The organism is Archaeoglobus veneficus SNP6 (genome assembly GCF_000194625.1).
Lineage (GTDB): Archaea > Halobacteriota > Archaeoglobi > Archaeoglobales > Archaeoglobaceae > Archaeoglobus_C > Archaeoglobus_C veneficus.
This window is the reverse complement of record NC_015320.1, coordinates 1,799,277-1,814,312: the sequence shown is the minus strand read 5'-3', so window position 1 is coordinate 1,814,312 and position 15,036 is coordinate 1,799,277. Positions and strand designations below refer to the sequence as shown.

Here is a 15,036-nt window from a genome sequence, read left to right as displayed (position 1 = left end):
TTCAGTACATCGATGTTTACAGCATCAAGCCCGGAAAATGGTCGTCAAGGATGAGGACATCCGGATTGTGGATGAGGGCTGCAATTATCTGAACTTTCTGCTGCATGCCCTTCGAGAGCTCTTCAACTCTATTTTCAGAGACTTTAAGGAGTTCAAAACCTTTCCAGCCAGTACTCAGCATTTCTTCTTGCTTTTACCGCATCAAGCCCTTTCAGAGATGCAAGATAGCACAGCATGTCTATAACCTTCAGCTTTCGGTAGAGCCCCCTTTCTTCCGGCAAATACCCTATTCTGCTTCGTACTTTGGAAGGATTTTGCCCGAGAATTCTGATTTTCCCTCTGTCCGGCCTGAGAATCCCGATGAGCATTCGAAGCGTAGTGGTTTTGCCAGCTCCATTTGGGCCGAGAAGCCCGAAAATATCGCCCTCCCCAACTTCAAAGCTCAGCGAATCAACTGCTGTTTTGCCGTTGAAGGACTTCGATATCTCTTCAGCTTGTATCATTTGGACACGCTTGAACCTTCATCAACATTTAAATCTTACGTTTTCATTCTGGTATCCAGATCACATACTTCTTAAATGCGGAAAATTTCAACCTCTATTTATCAATCCCAATGGTGGCTGCATAGATAGGCAAATGTTTTAAAATTGGAGTTCCATTGCCCGGCATGGAAAAAGGCTTGAGAAAAATACAGTGGGCAGAAAAACACATGAAGGTTCTTGGCAGAATAAGGGAGGAATTCCGCAAAGAGAAACCCCTCGAAGGCTACAAAATCGGAATGGCACTTCACGTAGAGGCCAAGACTGCTGTTCTTGTTTTAACTCTCAGAGATGCTGGGGCAGAAGTAGCCATCACAGGCTGCAACCCCATGAGCACACAGGATGATGTTGCCGACGCTTTGCGTGACTTGGGGATCGCGTGCTTTGCAAAGCGCGGAATGTCAAACGAGGAATACTATAAAGCCCTCGAAGCGGTTGCAGACACGAGGCCCGACATCGTGATTGATGATGGAGCTGACTTGATCTTCCTGCTTCACTCCCGCAAGCAGAAGGTTATTGGGGCGAGCGAGGAAACGACGACTGGAGTAATAAGGCTGAAAGCAATGGAGAGGGAGGGCGTTCTTGCATTTCCCGTCATAGCCGTAAACGATGCGTACACGAAATACCTCTTCGACAATCGCTATGGTACGGGCCAGTCGGCGATAGACGGCATACTTAGGGCTACAAACATGCTCCTTGCTGGCAAAACAATCGTCGTTGCTGGTTACGGCTGGTGTGGCAGGGGCATAGCAATGAGAGCGAGAGGCATGGGAGCTAAGGTCGTTGTTACGGAAGTGGATGAAATAAGGGCACTCGAAGCGCTGATGGACGGATTTGACGTGATGCCCATGGAGAAGGCAGCAAGGATTGGAGACATCTTCATAACCGCCACGGGCAACAGGGACGTTATAAGAAAGGAACACTTGGAGCTGATGAAGGACGGAGCTGTTCTTGCAAACGCCGGCCACTTCAACGTCGAGATAGCAATTCCAGAGCTGGAGAACATGAGCAGAGGTAAGAGGGAGATGAGAGACAACGTCGTTGAATACGACTTGGGAGACAAAAAGCTCTACCTGCTTGCAGAGGGCAGGCTTGTAAACCTCGTTGCAGCAGACGGCCACCCCATCGAGGTTATGGACATGAGCTTCTCCGACCAAGCCTTGGCTGCGAAATACATCGCTGAAAATGCAGACAAACTGGAGAACAAGGTTTACAGGTTGCCAGACGAGCTGGACAGAATTGTTGCAAGATTTAAGCTCGAGAGTATGGGTGTGGAAATAGACAGGCTAACCGAGGAGCAGATCAAGTATCTGACGGACTGGAGGTACGGGACATGATGTGGATGTACAGGGCGGTAAACAATCCCGTTGCGAGGCGTAAGTGGCTGATTTATTGTAGCTGCCTTTTAGTTGTTGCCCTTGCAACGATTGCCTACAGAATCTCAACCGGCTTAAGCCCGAAGAAAGGCATTATCGCCCTTACAAGTTTTATTCTCGTCATATTCCTGTACGCAATTATAATGCTTGGAAAGGAGAGATACTACTACATAAATGGCGAGATTCGCTACAAGCCATTCAGGACAAAGCTTGAGGACATTGAGGATTTTGAGGTGGACAAGACGAACAAAGTAATAAGGTTGAAACTCAGGAAGAAGTCTCTTTTCTCTGTGAAAACGCTTTACTTTGAAGACAGTGGAGAGATGGAAGAAGTCGTGAGGTTTCTCGAAAGGGCTGTTGGTAAGAAAGAATGATCTTTTTTACTTTTTTAGTAAATTAAAATAAATTTTAATTTAAATATTTTGGCCGTTAATTTATTTTAGAAACTCTTATATTATAGGTATGTGCAGTATGTTCTCATGGCCAAACGGATTGTTGTTGTCGCATGCAGGAAACTCCGACAGCAGAACCTTTGTCCTGGAGATGCAAAGTGCCTCGTTGCAATGATGAGAAAGGAGGGGGAGTTTGAGAGGTACAAGGGTGAAGATGCGACAATCGTCGGAATTGCAGATTGTGGAGAGTGCCCCGGTACAAGAGTACCGGCAAGTCTTGGACTTTTGAAGATGCAGCTCGCAGCTTTGAAGGAGACTGCTGACGTTATCCATGTAGGAACTTGTATAACGCTGATGTGCGCGTATAAGGACGACGTGGTGAATTTGATAAAAGAAAAGGCCGGAGTAGAGGTTGTCGAGGGCACGCACAAATACGTTATGCCAAAAGTGTTTCCCTGACGTTATTTTCTTCAAATTTAAGATTAAATTCTCCTGCCCCTAACTCTGTCGATGTCAAAACGGGCTTTTTCTGAAATCTCCATGACTGCAAGAGTTCCGGCCATAACGGGATCGCTGACGACCAGATCGGCAACGCTTGGCACGCTTCCAAACATGTTCAGCGAGATAACGGGTATGCCGTACTTGCGGAGCTTTTTGACTTCTTCGGTTATCTTTCCACCCATTATACCACCTGCAAGCACAAGGACTCCTGCCCTGTGGAGCCTCGCTACTGCTTTGACAGCTCCGGCAAGCTCCTCTTCACCAACTATTGGCATAGTATCTACACTGATGCGCTCTCCTCTGAGGTTGTGCCTGTCCGCTTCGCTTATGGCTCCGAGTGCAACCTGAGAGACGAGAGCTCCACCGCCAAAGATTATGACTCTTTTTCCAAAGATGTCTTCGAATGTCGGTTCTTCTGCAGCTTCTATAACTGTTGGCAACTTTTTGACCTCTTCGAGAATCTTCTCGAACTCGCCACCCTCAATCTCGAAGTAAATTAAAGCATTTCCGGCGTACTCTCCGTATCGAATTATAAATGTCTGGGCGTACGTTATGTTACCTCCCTTTTCTGCGACAATAGCTGTTATATCCCTGAGGACACCTACTTCGTTCCTGGCAATTATCTGCAGACCTCTCTGCCGACTCGTTTTACCTTTCTCGTTTTCTTCCATTATTATCCACCCGCAGTACGGGATTTCTTATCTATCAATTCACTTAGAATTTTGCTCCCGTAAGGGTCTTTGTTTCAATAACGCCCTTAATAGTTCTGATTTTGTTCACGACAACATCGCTTAGTTCCTCAAAGTCCTTAACAACAACCTTCGCTATGAGGTCGTACTCGCCGAAAAGGGGGTAGAGTTCCTCAACCTCTTTGAGTGACGCAAGCTTCTCATACACTTCTTTCTCCCGCATTGGGGACACTTTTATAAGGACAAAACCAAGCGCCATTGGTATTTGTTTATTTACAGATGTATTAAAGGTTTTGTATGTGCATGTACCAGGTTTAAAGGCTGCAGGGCTGGGTTGTTGCTGACGACGGCTCACCTGATGGCTGGCGGATTGTTGTATTTCATTTATATTATTGCTATATAATGCTCATTTAATTTTGCTGAGATATATATGACTTATCTCAACAAAAATGTTTAAATACACTCTGAGTGCTCATTCCCACAGATTGGGAATAATCTCAGGTGAAGCGAATGGTCGGCATGCTGAGCAGGGCGATAAAAAAGTGCGAGAAAAATCCGGTAATTGCAGAAGTTAAGGTTCATTCGCCGAAACACGGCGATTTGCTGAGAGGCAGGAATGAAATCGACATCCTGCGTGCGTACGAGAGAGCGGGAGCCGTTGGCATATCTTACATAACGGAATCGAAGAACTTCAAGGGGAGTTTTGAAGTTTTCAAGAAAATTTGCAGCTCCACGGAGCTTCCCGTGTTGAGAAAGGATTTCATAACGAGTAAGGAGGATGTGGAGAGGACTGCCCAGGCAGGCGGTTCAGCAGTTCTCCTAATCGCCCGCATCCTCAGGGACGACATTCCTGAATTTGCAGACTTCGCAGCGGAACACGGCCTGGATGCACTAATCGAAGTTCACAGCGAAGACGAGCTTGAATTCGCTCTGGAAGCGAGGAGGGCGATGATTGGGATAAACAACAGGGACATCGCAAAGCTTGAGCTTGACGATGGAAACGTAACAGTTACTGAGAAAATTGCTCCCCTCATCCCGGATGGGTTTTTGAAGGTTAGCGAGAGCGGAATTTCGAGTATAGATGATTTGCGCAAAGCTCTGCAGTACACCAACGCGGTTCTCATTGGAACTGCTTTCATGCGGGCCGAAGACCCTGAAAAGATTGTGAGGGTTTTTGTGGAGGCGAGAATATGAGCGCTTTAAACCAGATAATCGAGCAAAATGATCTCAGCTTCGATGAAGCTTATGCACTTTTCAACGAAATGCTCAACGAGAGCGAGATCAGAATTGCGGCAATTCTTGCAGCCCTTCAGACGAAGGGATACACTCCTGAAGAGATTGCAGGCTTCGCTAAGGCCATGAGGGACAACGCTATCAAAATCGAGGCTGGAAGTGTCGCAGATACGTGCGGAACTGGAGGAGATGGAAGCAATACCATCAACGTGAGCACGGCAGTAGCAATTCTGCTGTCATGCTTCACCAAGGTGGCGAAGCACGGAAATGTGTCCATAACGTCTAAGAGCGGCTCTGCAAACGTTCTGCAGGCCTTCGGGATCAGACTGGAGCTTACACCCGAGGAAGCGAAGAAAAGTATAGAGGAAAAGAACTTCGCATTCCTCTTTGCCCCTCTATACCACCCGGCGCTGAAGAAAATAATGCCAGTAAGGAAGCAGCTTGGCATAAAAACGATCTTTAACATTCTCGGTCCCCTCGCAAATCCCGCTCAGCCAGAGTATCAGCTCCTCGGCGTAAATTCCGCATCCCTACTTCCAAAAGTCGCACACGCTTTGAAACTTCTCGGAATAAGAAAGGCTCTCGTTGTGTATGGCGGAATGGACGAAGTCAGTCCGAAAGGCGAGACGATGGTTGCGGAGGTGGGCAGAGAAGTCGAATTCTACACGGTAACTCCTGAAGATTTTGGAATCGAGCCAGTGGACATACACCCATGCAATGGCGCAGATGAGAGCGCGGAGCGGATAAAGAAGGTCTTCAGCGGAGCTAAAAACGACGACACGAACTTCATACTGGTCAATGCGTCAGCAGCGCTGTACACCGCAGGCATAGCCAGTGATTTCAGAGAAGGCGTTGAGATCGCAAGAAATGCCATTGAGGATGGCATGGCTTTGAGAAAACTCGAGGAGCTCAGACAGATATGAGCGTTCTTATTAAAAAGCTGAGCTACGTGGATCCTCTCAAGCTCTACAACGTGCTTAGAGACGAGGCGATGCCGTTCATCCTTGAAAGTCTGACGAAGCACGAGCACAGAGCAAGGTTTACCTTTATCTCTTCCAGCCCCAAATACGTTGTTGAAGTTTGCGAGGACACAAGAGTTGATGGAAAGAAGGTGTCGAAGGAAAGAAACCCGTTCCAGGCTCTCAAACCATTCTTCGATGGAGAAACAGGAGGAACGAAGTTCTCCGGAGGGTTTGTTGGATACACAGCCTATGATTCGATTCACACGCTTATAGGTGGTGAGATAGAAGAGCCTTCGGTTTACGGCTACTACAGCAGGGTTTTCGTTTACGACCATATAGCCGGGAATTTCTACTTCCTTTCTCTGAACAGCTCAAGAGAAGAGGAGAAGTACGCTGAAAGAGTCGTAGGGAAGGCGAGAAGGACAAGAATCGAAGATGAAGATGGTGGAAGCAGCATTAAAGGATGCGACGCGGAAAAGGAAGAGTTCATGGAAATGGTGGAGAGGGCGAAGGAGTATATCTTTGCGGGAGATGCGTTCCAAATAGTGCTTTCGAGGGAGTACTGCATTGAGACAGACTACTCAGCTTTTCAGATATACAGGAAGCTGAGAGAGATCAATCCGAGCCCATATATGTTCCTGCTGGAGTTTGATAAGGTTGGAAAGGCTGTCGTTGGAGCCTCTCCGGAAACTATGGCTTCCGTAGAAAACAACATCGTGAAAATAAACCCCATTGCTGGAACGGCTCCACGTGGAAGCAGCGATGAAGAAGATGCAGAGATTGCAGCAAAGCTTCTTGCGGACGAGAAGGAGAGAGCCGAGCACGTAATGCTTGTAGATCTGGCAAGAAACGACGTCAGGAGGGTTTCAAAGCCGGGAAGCGTGAGGGTGACAAGGTTCTTCGACGTGGTGAAGTACAGCCACGTGCAGCACATAGAGAGTGAGGTCGAGGGAGAGCTTGCAGACGACATGACAATGTTTGATGCAATGGATGCAGCTTTTCCTGCCGGCACTCTTACTGGAGCGCCGAAGATAAGGGCAATGGAGATCATCGACGAGCTCGAGAAATCGAGGCGAAGAGTGTACGGCGGCAGCGTCGGTTACTTCTCCATCAACGGTTGCGCTGACATGGCTATAGCCATCAGGATGGTTGAAATCGACAAGGTTTGCAGGGTTAGGGCTGGAGCAGGCATTGTTGCCGATTCGAAGCCGGAGAAGGAGTTTTACGAGACGGAGAAGAAGATGGCTGCCGTTATGAAAGCTTTCGGGGTGGTAAGATGATTCTACTCATCGATAATCGAGACTCATTCGTGTGGAATTTGGCTGAATATGCGTCTATATTTGATCGTGTTAAAGTGGTTCCCAACACAGTCAGCGTTGATGAGGTGAAGAGGATAGACCCAGACGGGATAATCATCTCTCCTGGCCCTGGCTCTCCGGAGAATAGGAGAGACATCGGTAACTGTCCTGAAATCGTCGAGGAGGTCGATGTACCTACCCTCGGCGTTTGCCTTGGTCATCAGCTCATAGCTCACGTCTTCGGCGGAAAGGTTGGAAGGGTCAAGCCCGTACACGGTAAGGCTTCAATTGTGAAGCACGATGGAAAAACAATTTTCGAGGGGGTTAGAAATCCGCTAAAAGCCGGCAGGTATCACTCCCTTGCAGTTCTCGAGGTGCCAAAGGGCTTTGAACTGTCAGCAATTTCCGACGATGGCATCGTTATGGGGATAAGACACAAGAGCAGGCAGATCGAGGGCGTACAGTTCCACCCGGAGAGCGTTTTGACGGAATTCGAGAGCGGAGATGGGCTGAGAATAGTGAAGAACTTCGTGGACATGTGCAGGGGGAGACTGTAGCTCGGAGCGGGGCTGAGATAAAGATGTTCGTCAAGGTGTGCGGAATAAGAAGCGTTGAGGAGCTTGAAGTCGTTGAGGTTGCTGACGCTACTGGAGTCGTTGTCAGGGCGAAGTCGAAGCGAGCCGTCAGCCTTGACACTGCAAGGCAGATAATTTCACACGCAAGCATTCCCGTGTTTGCTGTTTCAACGGCAAAAACGTTTGAGGAGTGGATGGAGATAATCGATGGCTGCAAAGCCGAATACATTCAGGTTCACTCGGAAATGAGCGTCGAAGACTTTGAAAAGCTTCGCGATGAGTTTGGAGGAATTATAACGAAGGCGTTTATCGTGGCAAGAGAAAGTAGAAACCCTGTCGTTGAAGCTGCGAGGCTTGCGGAGAAGATGATGGACTACGATGCTGATTACTACCTGCTCGACACCGGAGCTGGTAGCGGAGCCATTCACGACCACAGAGTCAGCAAAGAAGTCGTGAAAATGTTAAGAATGTCTAAAAGGATAATTCTTGCTGGAGGTCTTAACCCCAATAACGTCGCTGAAATTGCCGATTATGTAAGACCTTTCGGCGTCGATGCTTCGAGTGGCGTCGAAAGAGGCGAGAGGAAAGATGCTGAGCTTGTTAAGGCCTTCGTTGAAAGGGCGAAGAGTGTAAAGATGTGAGAATATAAAAGGAGGGAAAAGAAAGCATGAAATTTGGCGAATTTGGAGGGCAGTTCATACCCGAAGTGCTCATGCCTCCGCTTAAGGAGCTCGAGAAAGCGTACGAAGAGCTTAAGGACAGCGAGGAGTTCAAAAAAGAGCTCGATTACTACTTGAGGGTTTACGCAGGCAGGCCGACACCCCTCTATTTTGCGAAAAATCTTACCGAGAAGGTCGGAGGGGCAAAAATCTATCTGAAACGAGAAGATCTACTTCATAGCGGGGCTCACAAGATAAACAATACCCTTGGTCAGGCTCTGCTTGCGAAGTACATGGGGAAAAACAGGCTTATAGCAGAAACTGGAGCGGGACAGCATGGCGTTGCTACTGCAATAGCCGGAGCACTCTTCGGGATGAAGACGGAGATATATATGGGTAGTGAGGATGTGGAGAGGCAGAAGCCAAACGTCTTTCGAATGAAGCTACTCGGAGCAGAAGTCCATCCCGTCGATAGCGGTTCGAAGACGCTCAAGGACGCAATAAACGAGGCTTTGAGGGATTGGGTTGCCACGTTTGAAAACACCCACTACCTCATCGGCTCCGTTGTTGGCCCACATCCCTACCCAACGATGGTCAGGGACTTCCAGTCCGTGATAGGGCAGGAGACAAAGAAACAGATTCTCGAGGTTGAGGGCTGCCTGCCTGACTGCATAGTTGCATGCGTTGGGGGAGGAAGCAACGCCATAGGCATATTCTACCCCTTCGTGAAAGATAAAGTCAGGCTGATAGGCGTTGAGGCTGCAGGCGAAGGAATCGAAACGGGAAAACACTCTGCATCACTCGGAGCGGGCAAGAAGGGTGTCCTGCACGGCATGCTATCCTACTTCCTGCAGGATGAAGATGGGCAGATTGCCACTACTCACAGCGTCGCTGCTGGTCTGGATTATCCTGGCGTTGGGCCAGAGCACGCGTATCTGAAGGAGAGCGGAAGAGCCGAGTACGTTGCCGTGACTGATGAGCAGGCGTTAAAGGCTTTTGCTGAGCTGTCAAAGGCTGAGGGAATAATTCCTGCCCTTGAATCTGCTCATGCTGTCGCATATGCAATGGAAATAGCTAAGGAAATGCAGAGGGACGAGATTATCGTGGTTAACCTCTCGGGTAGAGGGGACAAAGATTTAGGCATAGTTATGGAATTGCTTGGGGTGTGAGCAATGGTGTTCGAAATCGAAACTCCCTGGCTCGTTACGTTCATTACAGCTGGCGATCCTCATCCAAAGCTTACACTGGACTTCATGCTGGCTCTGGAGAAGTATTCGGACGTGATAGAACTGGGCATTCCATTCAGTGATCCCGTGGCCGACGGCCCAACAATTCAGAAAGCAAACTACAGAGCGCTGAAAGCCGGAACAAAGGTTTCAGACGTCTTCTCGATAGTCAGGCAGTTCAGGGAACACTCCGATAAGCCGGTCGTGCTGATGACGTACTACAACCCCGTTTATGCAAAGGGCGTTGACGAGTTCGTTAAGCTCGCAGCCGATGCTGGGGTAAGCGGAATGATCGTCGTGGATTTACCTCTTGAGGAAAGCGGTGAGTATCTTGCCGCATGTGAAAAGCACGGCATTGATACTGTATTTCTTGCGGCTCCGAACACGCCTGACGAGAGGCTGAGGGCGATAGACGAGGCAAGTTCGGCTTTCGTTTACCTGATATCTTTGTATGGCACAACGGGGGCGAGGGAGAAGATTCCTCCGCTGGCTTTTGACCTGTTAAAGAGGGCAAAGCGAATATGTACGAAGCCTGTCTGTGTCGGCTTTGGCGTTTCAAAGAGAGAGCACGTGGAGGAGCTCGTTAAGGCTGGAGCTGATGGCGTTGTGGTTGGGAGTGCCCTCGTTAAAATAATAGAGGAATATGGAGAAAACGCTGCGGAGAGACTTGAAGAGATTACAAGGGAGCTTAAGAGGGGTTGTAAGGGTTGATTTTTATTCATTTAGAGGGTGAGGTGGTGGAATGTGACACGATAGGATCTCCTCCTGCTTAAGGTGGCGAAAGATGCTAAGCTTACCAAGCCTTATACGACGAGTCCCTGCTAAGTAGTTATAGAAGCGAAAAATAAATCATTCTGGAGGATGAAAAACAGGTAATAGGAGTAAATGACAGCTGAGTCGGGGGATTTAGAGTGAATATCTTTTTTTGGAAGAAGGAGGATAAATATCCTTATCTTGTTGAAATAAGACCAATGTTAGAGAAATATAGAATTAAAAGAAAAATTTCTGAAGTTGTAGAATATTTTAAACTAAGACGCTGGCATAGAGTTCCTCACATTACGCTTGTGTATAATTTTAAATTGAAGAAAGATGTAGATAATTTCTACTTAGCTAAACTAATCCAGCACGTTGCATCTAAGTTTGATATTAAAAAGTTGAAATTTTATTATGATGGGTTTGAGCTCAAGAAGGGAGATAATGGCTACATTCTTGCATTTAGAATAGAGCCAAGTTCAGAATTAAAAAAATTCAGAATGAGTCTGTATGAGGCGATAAAAACCCACATAAAAGAAAGACCTGATGTAAAAAAATACAACAGAAAGAATGATGAGTTCTGGTTTCACGCAACAATAGGATACCGCTTATCGGAAAGGGAGTTTACGAAATTAAAAAATGCGGTAGAATTGCTCAGAGATGAATATATTCCTGCCTATCCTCTTCGGATACCTCTGCTAAAGGGAGGTAAAATAACTTATGAGTACGATGTCTTAACGGGCAGAATACTCCCAAGAAAATTGGCACTATCGAAGAAGGCCTATTCTGAGATGGTTCAGGCATATAGGAGGAAATTTAACGTAGAAATGACTGAAAAGATAAATGATAGGAGTATATGGCTCATATCCGACACACATTTTGACCACAAAAACATAATCAAATACTGCGGTCGTCCCTTTGTTGACGTTAGGGAGATGAACCAAGTCCTTCTAAGAAATTGGAATAATACAGTGAAAAACGAAGATACAGTGTACTTTTTAGGCGATGCAAGCTTTGGCAAGCACTCGAGAGATGCTCTTTACTGGATTAGTAAGTTGAATGGCAGGATCGTTTACATCAGGGGAAACCACGAGAAGGTACGACTGGGGGGCAGTGTCAAAATAACAAAAAATAAATAACTAAGATACAACTTATGCAGCCTGCGCTAAGCCAGTTGGTAGATTACGTCAAGTCTACAAAAGTCTTTCGAAGGAACAGGAAAGATGTGGAACTTAAAATACTTGCAGCATTATTATACTTCTTTGGCCTTTCTTTGAGAAAAACAAGTGATTTTCTATCTTTATTCGAAGAAATAAGTCACGAATCTGTTAGGATTTACTACCATAGACTCAAAACAGTCTTAAAACAACCAGAAAAGAAGAAAAGAAGACTTGTTGCGATAGATGAAACAAAAATAAAACTGGAAAAGAAACAAATCTTTGTTTGGGCTGCTATAGACGTTGATACCATGGAATGCCTAGCTATATGGGCTTCTGGAGGAAGAGGAAGCTTTGAAGCTTACGTTTTCCTTAGAGAAGTTCTCAAGCATTGCGAAAACAAGCCAGAGATCGTTGTTGATAGAGGTTTCTGGTATCTGTGGGCTTTGAAAAGGTTAGGGCTGAGATACAGGCATGAAACGTTTGGTAGAAGAAATGCTGTAGAAGGATTCTTTTCGAGGTTTAAAGAGAGAACGAAGAGGTTCTGGAACAGATTTCCATTCAGGAGTTCTTTTGTCTCTGTACAGAGCTGGTTGGAGAGCTTTATGGCCTTCTACAACTACTGGAGGTGTTAACTTGACACTACCCGACTGGGGAAAAAGTATCATATACTTGAATATAAGGGGTATAGATTCATGCTAGTTCACAGACCAGATGAAGTGAACTCTTTTGATGGATGGATAATACATGGACACACTCATAATGGCAAATTGAGGAAGTATCCTTTCATAAATGGAGAAAAACAAACGATTAATGTCAGTGTTGAGGTGGTAAACTACAAACCAGTTTCTTTAGATTATATAATCTCCTTAGGACTTGAGAAAATAAGCCGGATGGAAACAATTTTGGATGAGCCAGAGTACAAATAGTGGGTGGGATTGGAGGGGTGAACTTGAGAAACGAACTTCCGAACTCAGAGAAAATGAAATTTCTATTTTCCGAAGGAATAATTAGGGCAAAAAATGCTCCTTTTCTTTATTCAACCCCAGAGGTCACAAAAAATATTGATTGGGATAAGATCAAAGGTATGTTGCTGGGAGTAGCTATTGGCGATTCTTTAGGTTATCCCGTTGAAGGAATTCCTCCGAATTACAAACTAAAAAGGTATGGCGAGATTACCGATTACATTCCGACTAAGAGGTCGGACTGGAAACCGATAGGAGTACCAACTGACGATACCCAATTGACCTTTTGGACAGTTGAAGTGTTGCTGGAAAATAACGGTTACCTGAATGTTAAGGAGTTGGCAGATAGGTTCGTAAAAGAGAGAATCTTTGGGATAGGTTCTACAATTAAAGGCTTTATTAGAAACTACAAAGACGAAAGAAAACCTTGGTATTTGTCAGGCGTCCACTCAGCGGGCAATGGTGCTCTCATGAGAATTTCTCCAGTTCTTATTCCTCATGTGAAAAAGCCGAGTAATGAATTATGGGCCGATACCTTACTTTCCACATTACTGACCCACAACGATCCCCTCGCAATATCGTCCTCTGTAGCCTTCGTTAACATCTTATGGAAGCTCTTACAAATGGAAGACGCGCCTCCTCCAAATTGGTGGATTGACGAGTACGTTAAAGTAGCCTCCCAGATAGAGGGCGGAACACGCTACAAAACGAGAAGGAAAGGATTGATGTATTCCGGTTCTGGGTATGAGTTCATTAATACATATGTGAGAAAAGCAGTCGAAAACGAGGTAGATATCCTCAAATTTTCGAACAAAATTGGTTCTGGAGCATATTTGCTTGAAACACTTCCTTTTGTGATTTACGTTTTGTGCAATTATTCTTATGATCCTGAAGAATCAATAGTGAAAGCGGTAACGTACTCAAAGGACAGCGATACAATCGGTGCAATCGTTGGTTCGGCAGTAGGTGCACTACACGGAGCTGAAGAATTTCCTCACAGGTGGGTTAATAATTTGACTGGAAGATTATCCTACAGAGACGACGGCAGAATATTCAAGCTGTTAGATAAAATAAAAAGCCTTTTTAATTTTTAAATAATAAATTTCAAATGTCTGCTTTGATGCTTGCTTATATTCACCTAAACTAATAATTTATCTTGCCTTAGTTTCTGTAAAATAAAATCTAAAGGAAATTGACTCAAATGAGATAAAAAGTACTCAACTCAAAACTTCGACAGAGGAAAGTACTCTGTTATGTTTATCAGCACCTCTCCGCCGTGGATGATACTGTAGTTCCTGACGAGAACCGGCTCGTCTTCGCCAGTACCGAAAACTTCAGTGAGTTTGCCTGCTTTTTCAACCTTCCACCAGTTTATTTCCCTTCTCGCTTCTATTCTGTGCTTTCGCATTATCTTTCCTATGGGTATATCTGCCTTCATCAGGTCTTCCCTGAACTCGGGTCTAAGCCTCTTAAGTGGAGTGTACGAGACTGCGTGGGCGAGCACATCGCTTCCGGCTATGAGATTCACGACCCTGTAGTTGACCTCTTCGCCCTCATCGATTCCAAGTATTTCCGCGATGTCCTTGTTTGCTTTAACCACCCGCTGCTCGACAGTCTCCACCCTAACTTCTCTGCCCGAGATTGCTTCGAGTATTGCGGTAATTGAGCCGTCCGTCGTAGCCAGAATTCGATGGATTGGTTTTAACTCCATTAGAGCTCGATCTCCTTTACAGGTTTGCCATCTCTCGTTTCTGGAGCGAGCCAGTCAATGAAGCGCTCGAAAGGTATACCGTAAACCCTGAATGTTACGCGGAGGGGGGAGAGAATCGCATCCTCGTCGGCAAAATTTATGCGCGAAACAACTGCAGTCTGCTTGTTCAGGTAAACCGTTGCTTCGTTACCCCTCCAGTTTCTCAGGAGTTCCGAGCGGGTGGTGTCGAGGATTCTCTGCCTTCTCAGGAGCTCTCTGAACTTGCTCAAATCTGATGCTATGGCGTAGAGTTTTCCGTCTTCTATCTTAATGTCAGCGTCGGGGAAGAGGTTTTTTACGGCCTGTATGACTTTCTCTTCATCTTCCGTTGGATACACGTCGGTTTCTATCTCTACCTCAATTTGCCTTGCAAATTTCAGGAGAATATCCCTCACTTTTTCGAAGAACTCTTCAAGGCCTGATGTGTTCTCAATAGTGAAGTTGGCAACTTCTATGGCCTTTCCCATGTTCCATGAAAGTTCTCTTTCATCCCTTCGCTTGAGTTCTTCAATGCTCGTTATGTCGTCGCTCCTCTTCCTCTTCAACGCCCGCTCAAACCTCAGTTCGAGGGGAGAATCGATGTGGATGAGGATGAAATCATCTCCAAACTCCTGTTTGAAGCGATCAACCTCCGCAATACCTCTTATGCCGTCAACGACGACGATTCCGGAGTCTTTCGCTTTTTCTCTGATAATGGGGATGCACCGTTTCGCTATCGCATCCATCCCTTCCTTCTGCCTCAGCTCGTTGGCAACCTTTCCGGCGTTCTCGTCTGTAAGCTCAAGACCTCGCTTTCTTACCTCTTCCCTGACAACGTCGCCCATGACGACTACTGGGATACCAAGTTCCTCCGCTACCTTTGCGGCGGTACTCTTACCGCTAAGCGGTAAGCCGACGAAGGCAATGATTTTCATTACATCATCCTCCGTAGCCTGTTTGAGTGGTGTAGCATAAAAAGGTT

The 15,036-nt window shown here is 46.2% G+C and carries 20 protein-coding genes; 14 read left to right on the top strand and 6 right to left on the bottom strand.

Features of this window, described 5'->3' with window-relative positions:
* Positions 1 to 16: 16 nt before the first annotated feature.
* Together ARCVE_RS11720 and ARCVE_RS10925 are read right to left on the bottom strand one after the other, a co-directional pair.
* Positions 17 to 181 carry an ATP-binding cassette domain-containing protein gene (locus ARCVE_RS11720; protein WP_083809346.1) on the bottom strand — a complete coding sequence of 55 codons (165 nt, stop codon included), beginning with the start codon at positions 179 to 181 and terminating at the stop codon, positions 17 to 19.
* Positions 153 to 503 (bottom strand): ABC transporter ATP-binding protein, encoded by a 351-nt coding sequence (locus tag ARCVE_RS10925; protein ID WP_052302987.1) that lies wholly within the window; start codon positions 501 to 503, stop codon positions 153 to 155. Before ARCVE_RS10925 ends, ARCVE_RS11720 begins: the two co-directional genes overlap by 29 nt.
* A gap of 164 nt (positions 504 to 667) precedes the next feature.
* Between ARCVE_RS10925 and ARCVE_RS10165 the strand changes: the two genes are divergently transcribed.
* The 3 genes from ARCVE_RS10165 (at position 668) to ARCVE_RS10155 (ending at position 2,766) form a co-directional block, all read left to right on the top strand.
* Entirely contained in the window at positions 668 to 1,876 is a 1,209-nt protein-coding gene (locus ARCVE_RS10165; RefSeq protein WP_013684683.1) for an adenosylhomocysteinase, read from the top strand.
* Positions 1,873 to 2,289 (top strand): hypothetical protein, encoded by a 417-nt coding sequence (locus ARCVE_RS10160; protein ID WP_013684682.1) that lies wholly within the window; start codon positions 1,873 to 1,875, stop codon positions 2,287 to 2,289. The genes ARCVE_RS10165 and ARCVE_RS10160 overlap by 4 nt, the downstream gene beginning before the upstream one ends.
* A gap of 105 nt (positions 2,290 to 2,394) precedes the next feature.
* The gene (locus ARCVE_RS10155; RefSeq protein WP_013684681.1) at positions 2,395 to 2,766 is read left to right on the top strand and encodes a CGGC domain-containing protein; all 372 of its coding nucleotides are present in this window, start codon (positions 2,395 to 2,397) and stop codon (positions 2,764 to 2,766) included.
* 23 nt (positions 2,767 to 2,789) lie between these two features.
* Here ARCVE_RS10155 and ARCVE_RS10150 read toward each other — a convergent pair whose 3' ends face one another.
* Entirely contained in the window at positions 2,790 to 3,479 is a 690-nt protein-coding gene (locus ARCVE_RS10150) for a DUF5612 domain-containing protein (RefSeq protein ID WP_013684680.1), read from the bottom strand.
* Between the two features lie 43 nt (positions 3,480 to 3,522).
* Positions 3,523 to 3,756 (bottom strand): Lrp/AsnC ligand binding domain-containing protein, encoded by a 234-nt coding sequence (locus ARCVE_RS10145; protein WP_013684679.1) that lies wholly within the window; start codon positions 3,754 to 3,756, stop codon positions 3,523 to 3,525.
* Between the two features lie 251 nt (positions 3,757 to 4,007).
* On the opposite strand from ARCVE_RS10145, the gene trpC reads away from it, so the two are divergent.
* From trpC to ARCVE_RS10090, 11 genes are all read left to right on the top strand, one after another.
* On the top strand, positions 4,008 to 4,691 hold the full coding sequence (gene trpC, locus ARCVE_RS10140) for an indole-3-glycerol phosphate synthase TrpC (RefSeq protein WP_013684678.1): 684 nt from the start codon (positions 4,008 to 4,010) through the stop codon (positions 4,689 to 4,691).
* Positions 4,688 to 5,653, top strand: a complete 966-nt coding sequence (gene trpD / locus ARCVE_RS10135; protein WP_013684677.1) for an anthranilate phosphoribosyltransferase — start codon at positions 4,688 to 4,690, stop codon at positions 5,651 to 5,653. Before trpC ends, trpD begins: the two co-directional genes overlap by 4 nt.
* Entirely contained in the window at positions 5,650 to 6,972 is a 1,323-nt protein-coding gene (locus tag ARCVE_RS10130) for an anthranilate synthase component I (RefSeq protein WP_013684676.1), read from the top strand. Before trpD ends, ARCVE_RS10130 begins: the two co-directional genes overlap by 4 nt.
* The gene (locus tag ARCVE_RS10125; RefSeq protein ID WP_013684675.1) at positions 6,969 to 7,547 is read left to right on the top strand and encodes an aminodeoxychorismate/anthranilate synthase component II; all 579 of its coding nucleotides are present in this window, start codon (positions 6,969 to 6,971) and stop codon (positions 7,545 to 7,547) included. Before ARCVE_RS10130 ends, ARCVE_RS10125 begins: the two co-directional genes overlap by 4 nt.
* Before the next feature lie 23 nt (positions 7,548 to 7,570).
* A complete protein-coding gene (locus tag ARCVE_RS10120) occupies positions 7,571 to 8,206 on the top strand; it encodes a phosphoribosylanthranilate isomerase (protein ID WP_048086017.1) in 636 nt (211 codons plus the stop codon).
* 26 nt (positions 8,207 to 8,232) lie between these two features.
* Positions 8,233 to 9,393, top strand: coding sequence for a tryptophan synthase subunit beta (gene trpB, locus ARCVE_RS10115; RefSeq protein ID WP_013684673.1), 1,161 nt, complete (start codon positions 8,233 to 8,235; stop codon positions 9,391 to 9,393).
* A 3-nt stretch (positions 9,394 to 9,396) separates the two neighbouring features.
* The gene (gene trpA, locus ARCVE_RS10110) at positions 9,397 to 10,161 is read left to right on the top strand and encodes a tryptophan synthase subunit alpha (RefSeq protein WP_013684672.1); all 765 of its coding nucleotides are present in this window, start codon (positions 9,397 to 9,399) and stop codon (positions 10,159 to 10,161) included.
* Between the two features lie 200 nt (positions 10,162 to 10,361).
* Positions 10,362 to 11,342: a 2'-5' RNA ligase family protein gene (locus tag ARCVE_RS10920; RefSeq protein ID WP_052302986.1), complete on the top strand. Its 981-nt coding sequence runs from the start codon at positions 10,362 to 10,364 to the stop codon at positions 11,340 to 11,342.
* A 14-nt stretch (positions 11,343 to 11,356) separates the two neighbouring features.
* Positions 11,357 to 11,995 (top strand): IS6 family transposase, encoded by a 639-nt coding sequence (locus ARCVE_RS10100; RefSeq protein WP_013682893.1) that lies wholly within the window; start codon positions 11,357 to 11,359, stop codon positions 11,993 to 11,995.
* Positions 11,996 to 12,055: 60 nt separating this feature from the next.
* Positions 12,056 to 12,289: a hypothetical protein gene (locus ARCVE_RS10095; protein WP_052302985.1), complete on the top strand. Its 234-nt coding sequence runs from the start codon at positions 12,056 to 12,058 to the stop codon at positions 12,287 to 12,289.
* Positions 12,290 to 12,312: 23 nt separating this feature from the next.
* Complete coding sequence (locus tag ARCVE_RS10090; RefSeq protein ID WP_156786058.1) at positions 12,313 to 13,419, top strand: ADP-ribosylglycohydrolase family protein; 1,107 nt, start codon at positions 12,313 to 12,315, stop codon at positions 13,417 to 13,419.
* 128 nt (positions 13,420 to 13,547) lie between these two features.
* Here the strand turns inward: ARCVE_RS10090 and ARCVE_RS10085 are convergent, their stop codons facing one another.
* A complete protein-coding gene (locus ARCVE_RS10085) occupies positions 13,548 to 14,036 on the bottom strand; it encodes a chorismate--pyruvate lyase family protein (protein WP_013684670.1) in 489 nt (162 codons plus the stop codon).
* Positions 14,036 to 14,989: an AAA family ATPase gene (locus ARCVE_RS10080; protein WP_013684669.1), complete on the bottom strand. Its 954-nt coding sequence runs from the start codon at positions 14,987 to 14,989 to the stop codon at positions 14,036 to 14,038. The genes ARCVE_RS10085 and ARCVE_RS10080 overlap by 1 nt, the downstream gene beginning before the upstream one ends.
* Between the last annotated feature and the right edge of the window lie 47 nt (positions 14,990 to 15,036).

Excerpts from the sequence above, each read along its gene's own strand:
- ARCVE_RS11720 (WP_083809346.1), bottom strand. The coding sequence starts at position 181 with ATGCTGAGTACTGGCTGGAAAGGTTTTGAACTCCTTAAAGTCTCTGAA.
- ARCVE_RS10925 (WP_052302987.1), bottom strand. The coding sequence starts at position 503 with ATGATACAAGCTGAAGAGATATCGAAGTCCTTCAACGGCAAAACAGCA.
- ARCVE_RS10165 (WP_013684683.1), top strand. The coding sequence starts at position 668 with ATGGAAAAAGGCTTGAGAAAAATACAGTGGGCAGAAAAACACATGAAG.
- ARCVE_RS10160 (WP_013684682.1), top strand. The coding sequence starts at position 1,873 with ATGATGTGGATGTACAGGGCGGTAAACAATCCCGTTGCGAGGCGTAAG.
- ARCVE_RS10155 (WP_013684681.1), top strand. The coding sequence starts at position 2,395 with ATGGCCAAACGGATTGTTGTTGTCGCATGCAGGAAACTCCGACAGCAG.
- ARCVE_RS10150 (WP_013684680.1), bottom strand. The coding sequence starts at position 3,479 with ATGGAAGAAAACGAGAAAGGTAAAACGAGTCGGCAGAGAGGTCTGCAG.
- ARCVE_RS10145 (WP_013684679.1), bottom strand. The coding sequence starts at position 3,756 with ATGGCGCTTGGTTTTGTCCTTATAAAAGTGTCCCCAATGCGGGAGAAA.
- trpC (WP_013684678.1), top strand. The coding sequence starts at position 4,008 with ATGGTCGGCATGCTGAGCAGGGCGATAAAAAAGTGCGAGAAAAATCCG.
- trpD (WP_013684677.1), top strand. The coding sequence starts at position 4,688 with ATGAGCGCTTTAAACCAGATAATCGAGCAAAATGATCTCAGCTTCGAT.
- ARCVE_RS10130 (WP_013684676.1), top strand. The coding sequence starts at position 5,650 with ATGAGCGTTCTTATTAAAAAGCTGAGCTACGTGGATCCTCTCAAGCTC.
- ARCVE_RS10125 (WP_013684675.1), top strand. The coding sequence starts at position 6,969 with ATGATTCTACTCATCGATAATCGAGACTCATTCGTGTGGAATTTGGCT.
- ARCVE_RS10120 (WP_048086017.1), top strand. The coding sequence starts at position 7,571 with ATGTTCGTCAAGGTGTGCGGAATAAGAAGCGTTGAGGAGCTTGAAGTC.
- trpB (WP_013684673.1), top strand. The coding sequence starts at position 8,233 with ATGAAATTTGGCGAATTTGGAGGGCAGTTCATACCCGAAGTGCTCATG.
- trpA (WP_013684672.1), top strand. The coding sequence starts at position 9,397 with ATGGTGTTCGAAATCGAAACTCCCTGGCTCGTTACGTTCATTACAGCT.
- ARCVE_RS10100 (WP_013682893.1), top strand. The coding sequence starts at position 11,357 with ATGCAGCCTGCGCTAAGCCAGTTGGTAGATTACGTCAAGTCTACAAAA.
- ARCVE_RS10095 (WP_052302985.1), top strand. The coding sequence starts at position 12,056 with ATGCTAGTTCACAGACCAGATGAAGTGAACTCTTTTGATGGATGGATA.
- ARCVE_RS10085 (WP_013684670.1), bottom strand. The coding sequence starts at position 14,036 with ATGGAGTTAAAACCAATCCATCGAATTCTGGCTACGACGGACGGCTCA.
- ARCVE_RS10080 (WP_013684669.1), bottom strand. The coding sequence starts at position 14,989 with ATGAAAATCATTGCCTTCGTCGGCTTACCGCTTAGCGGTAAGAGTACC.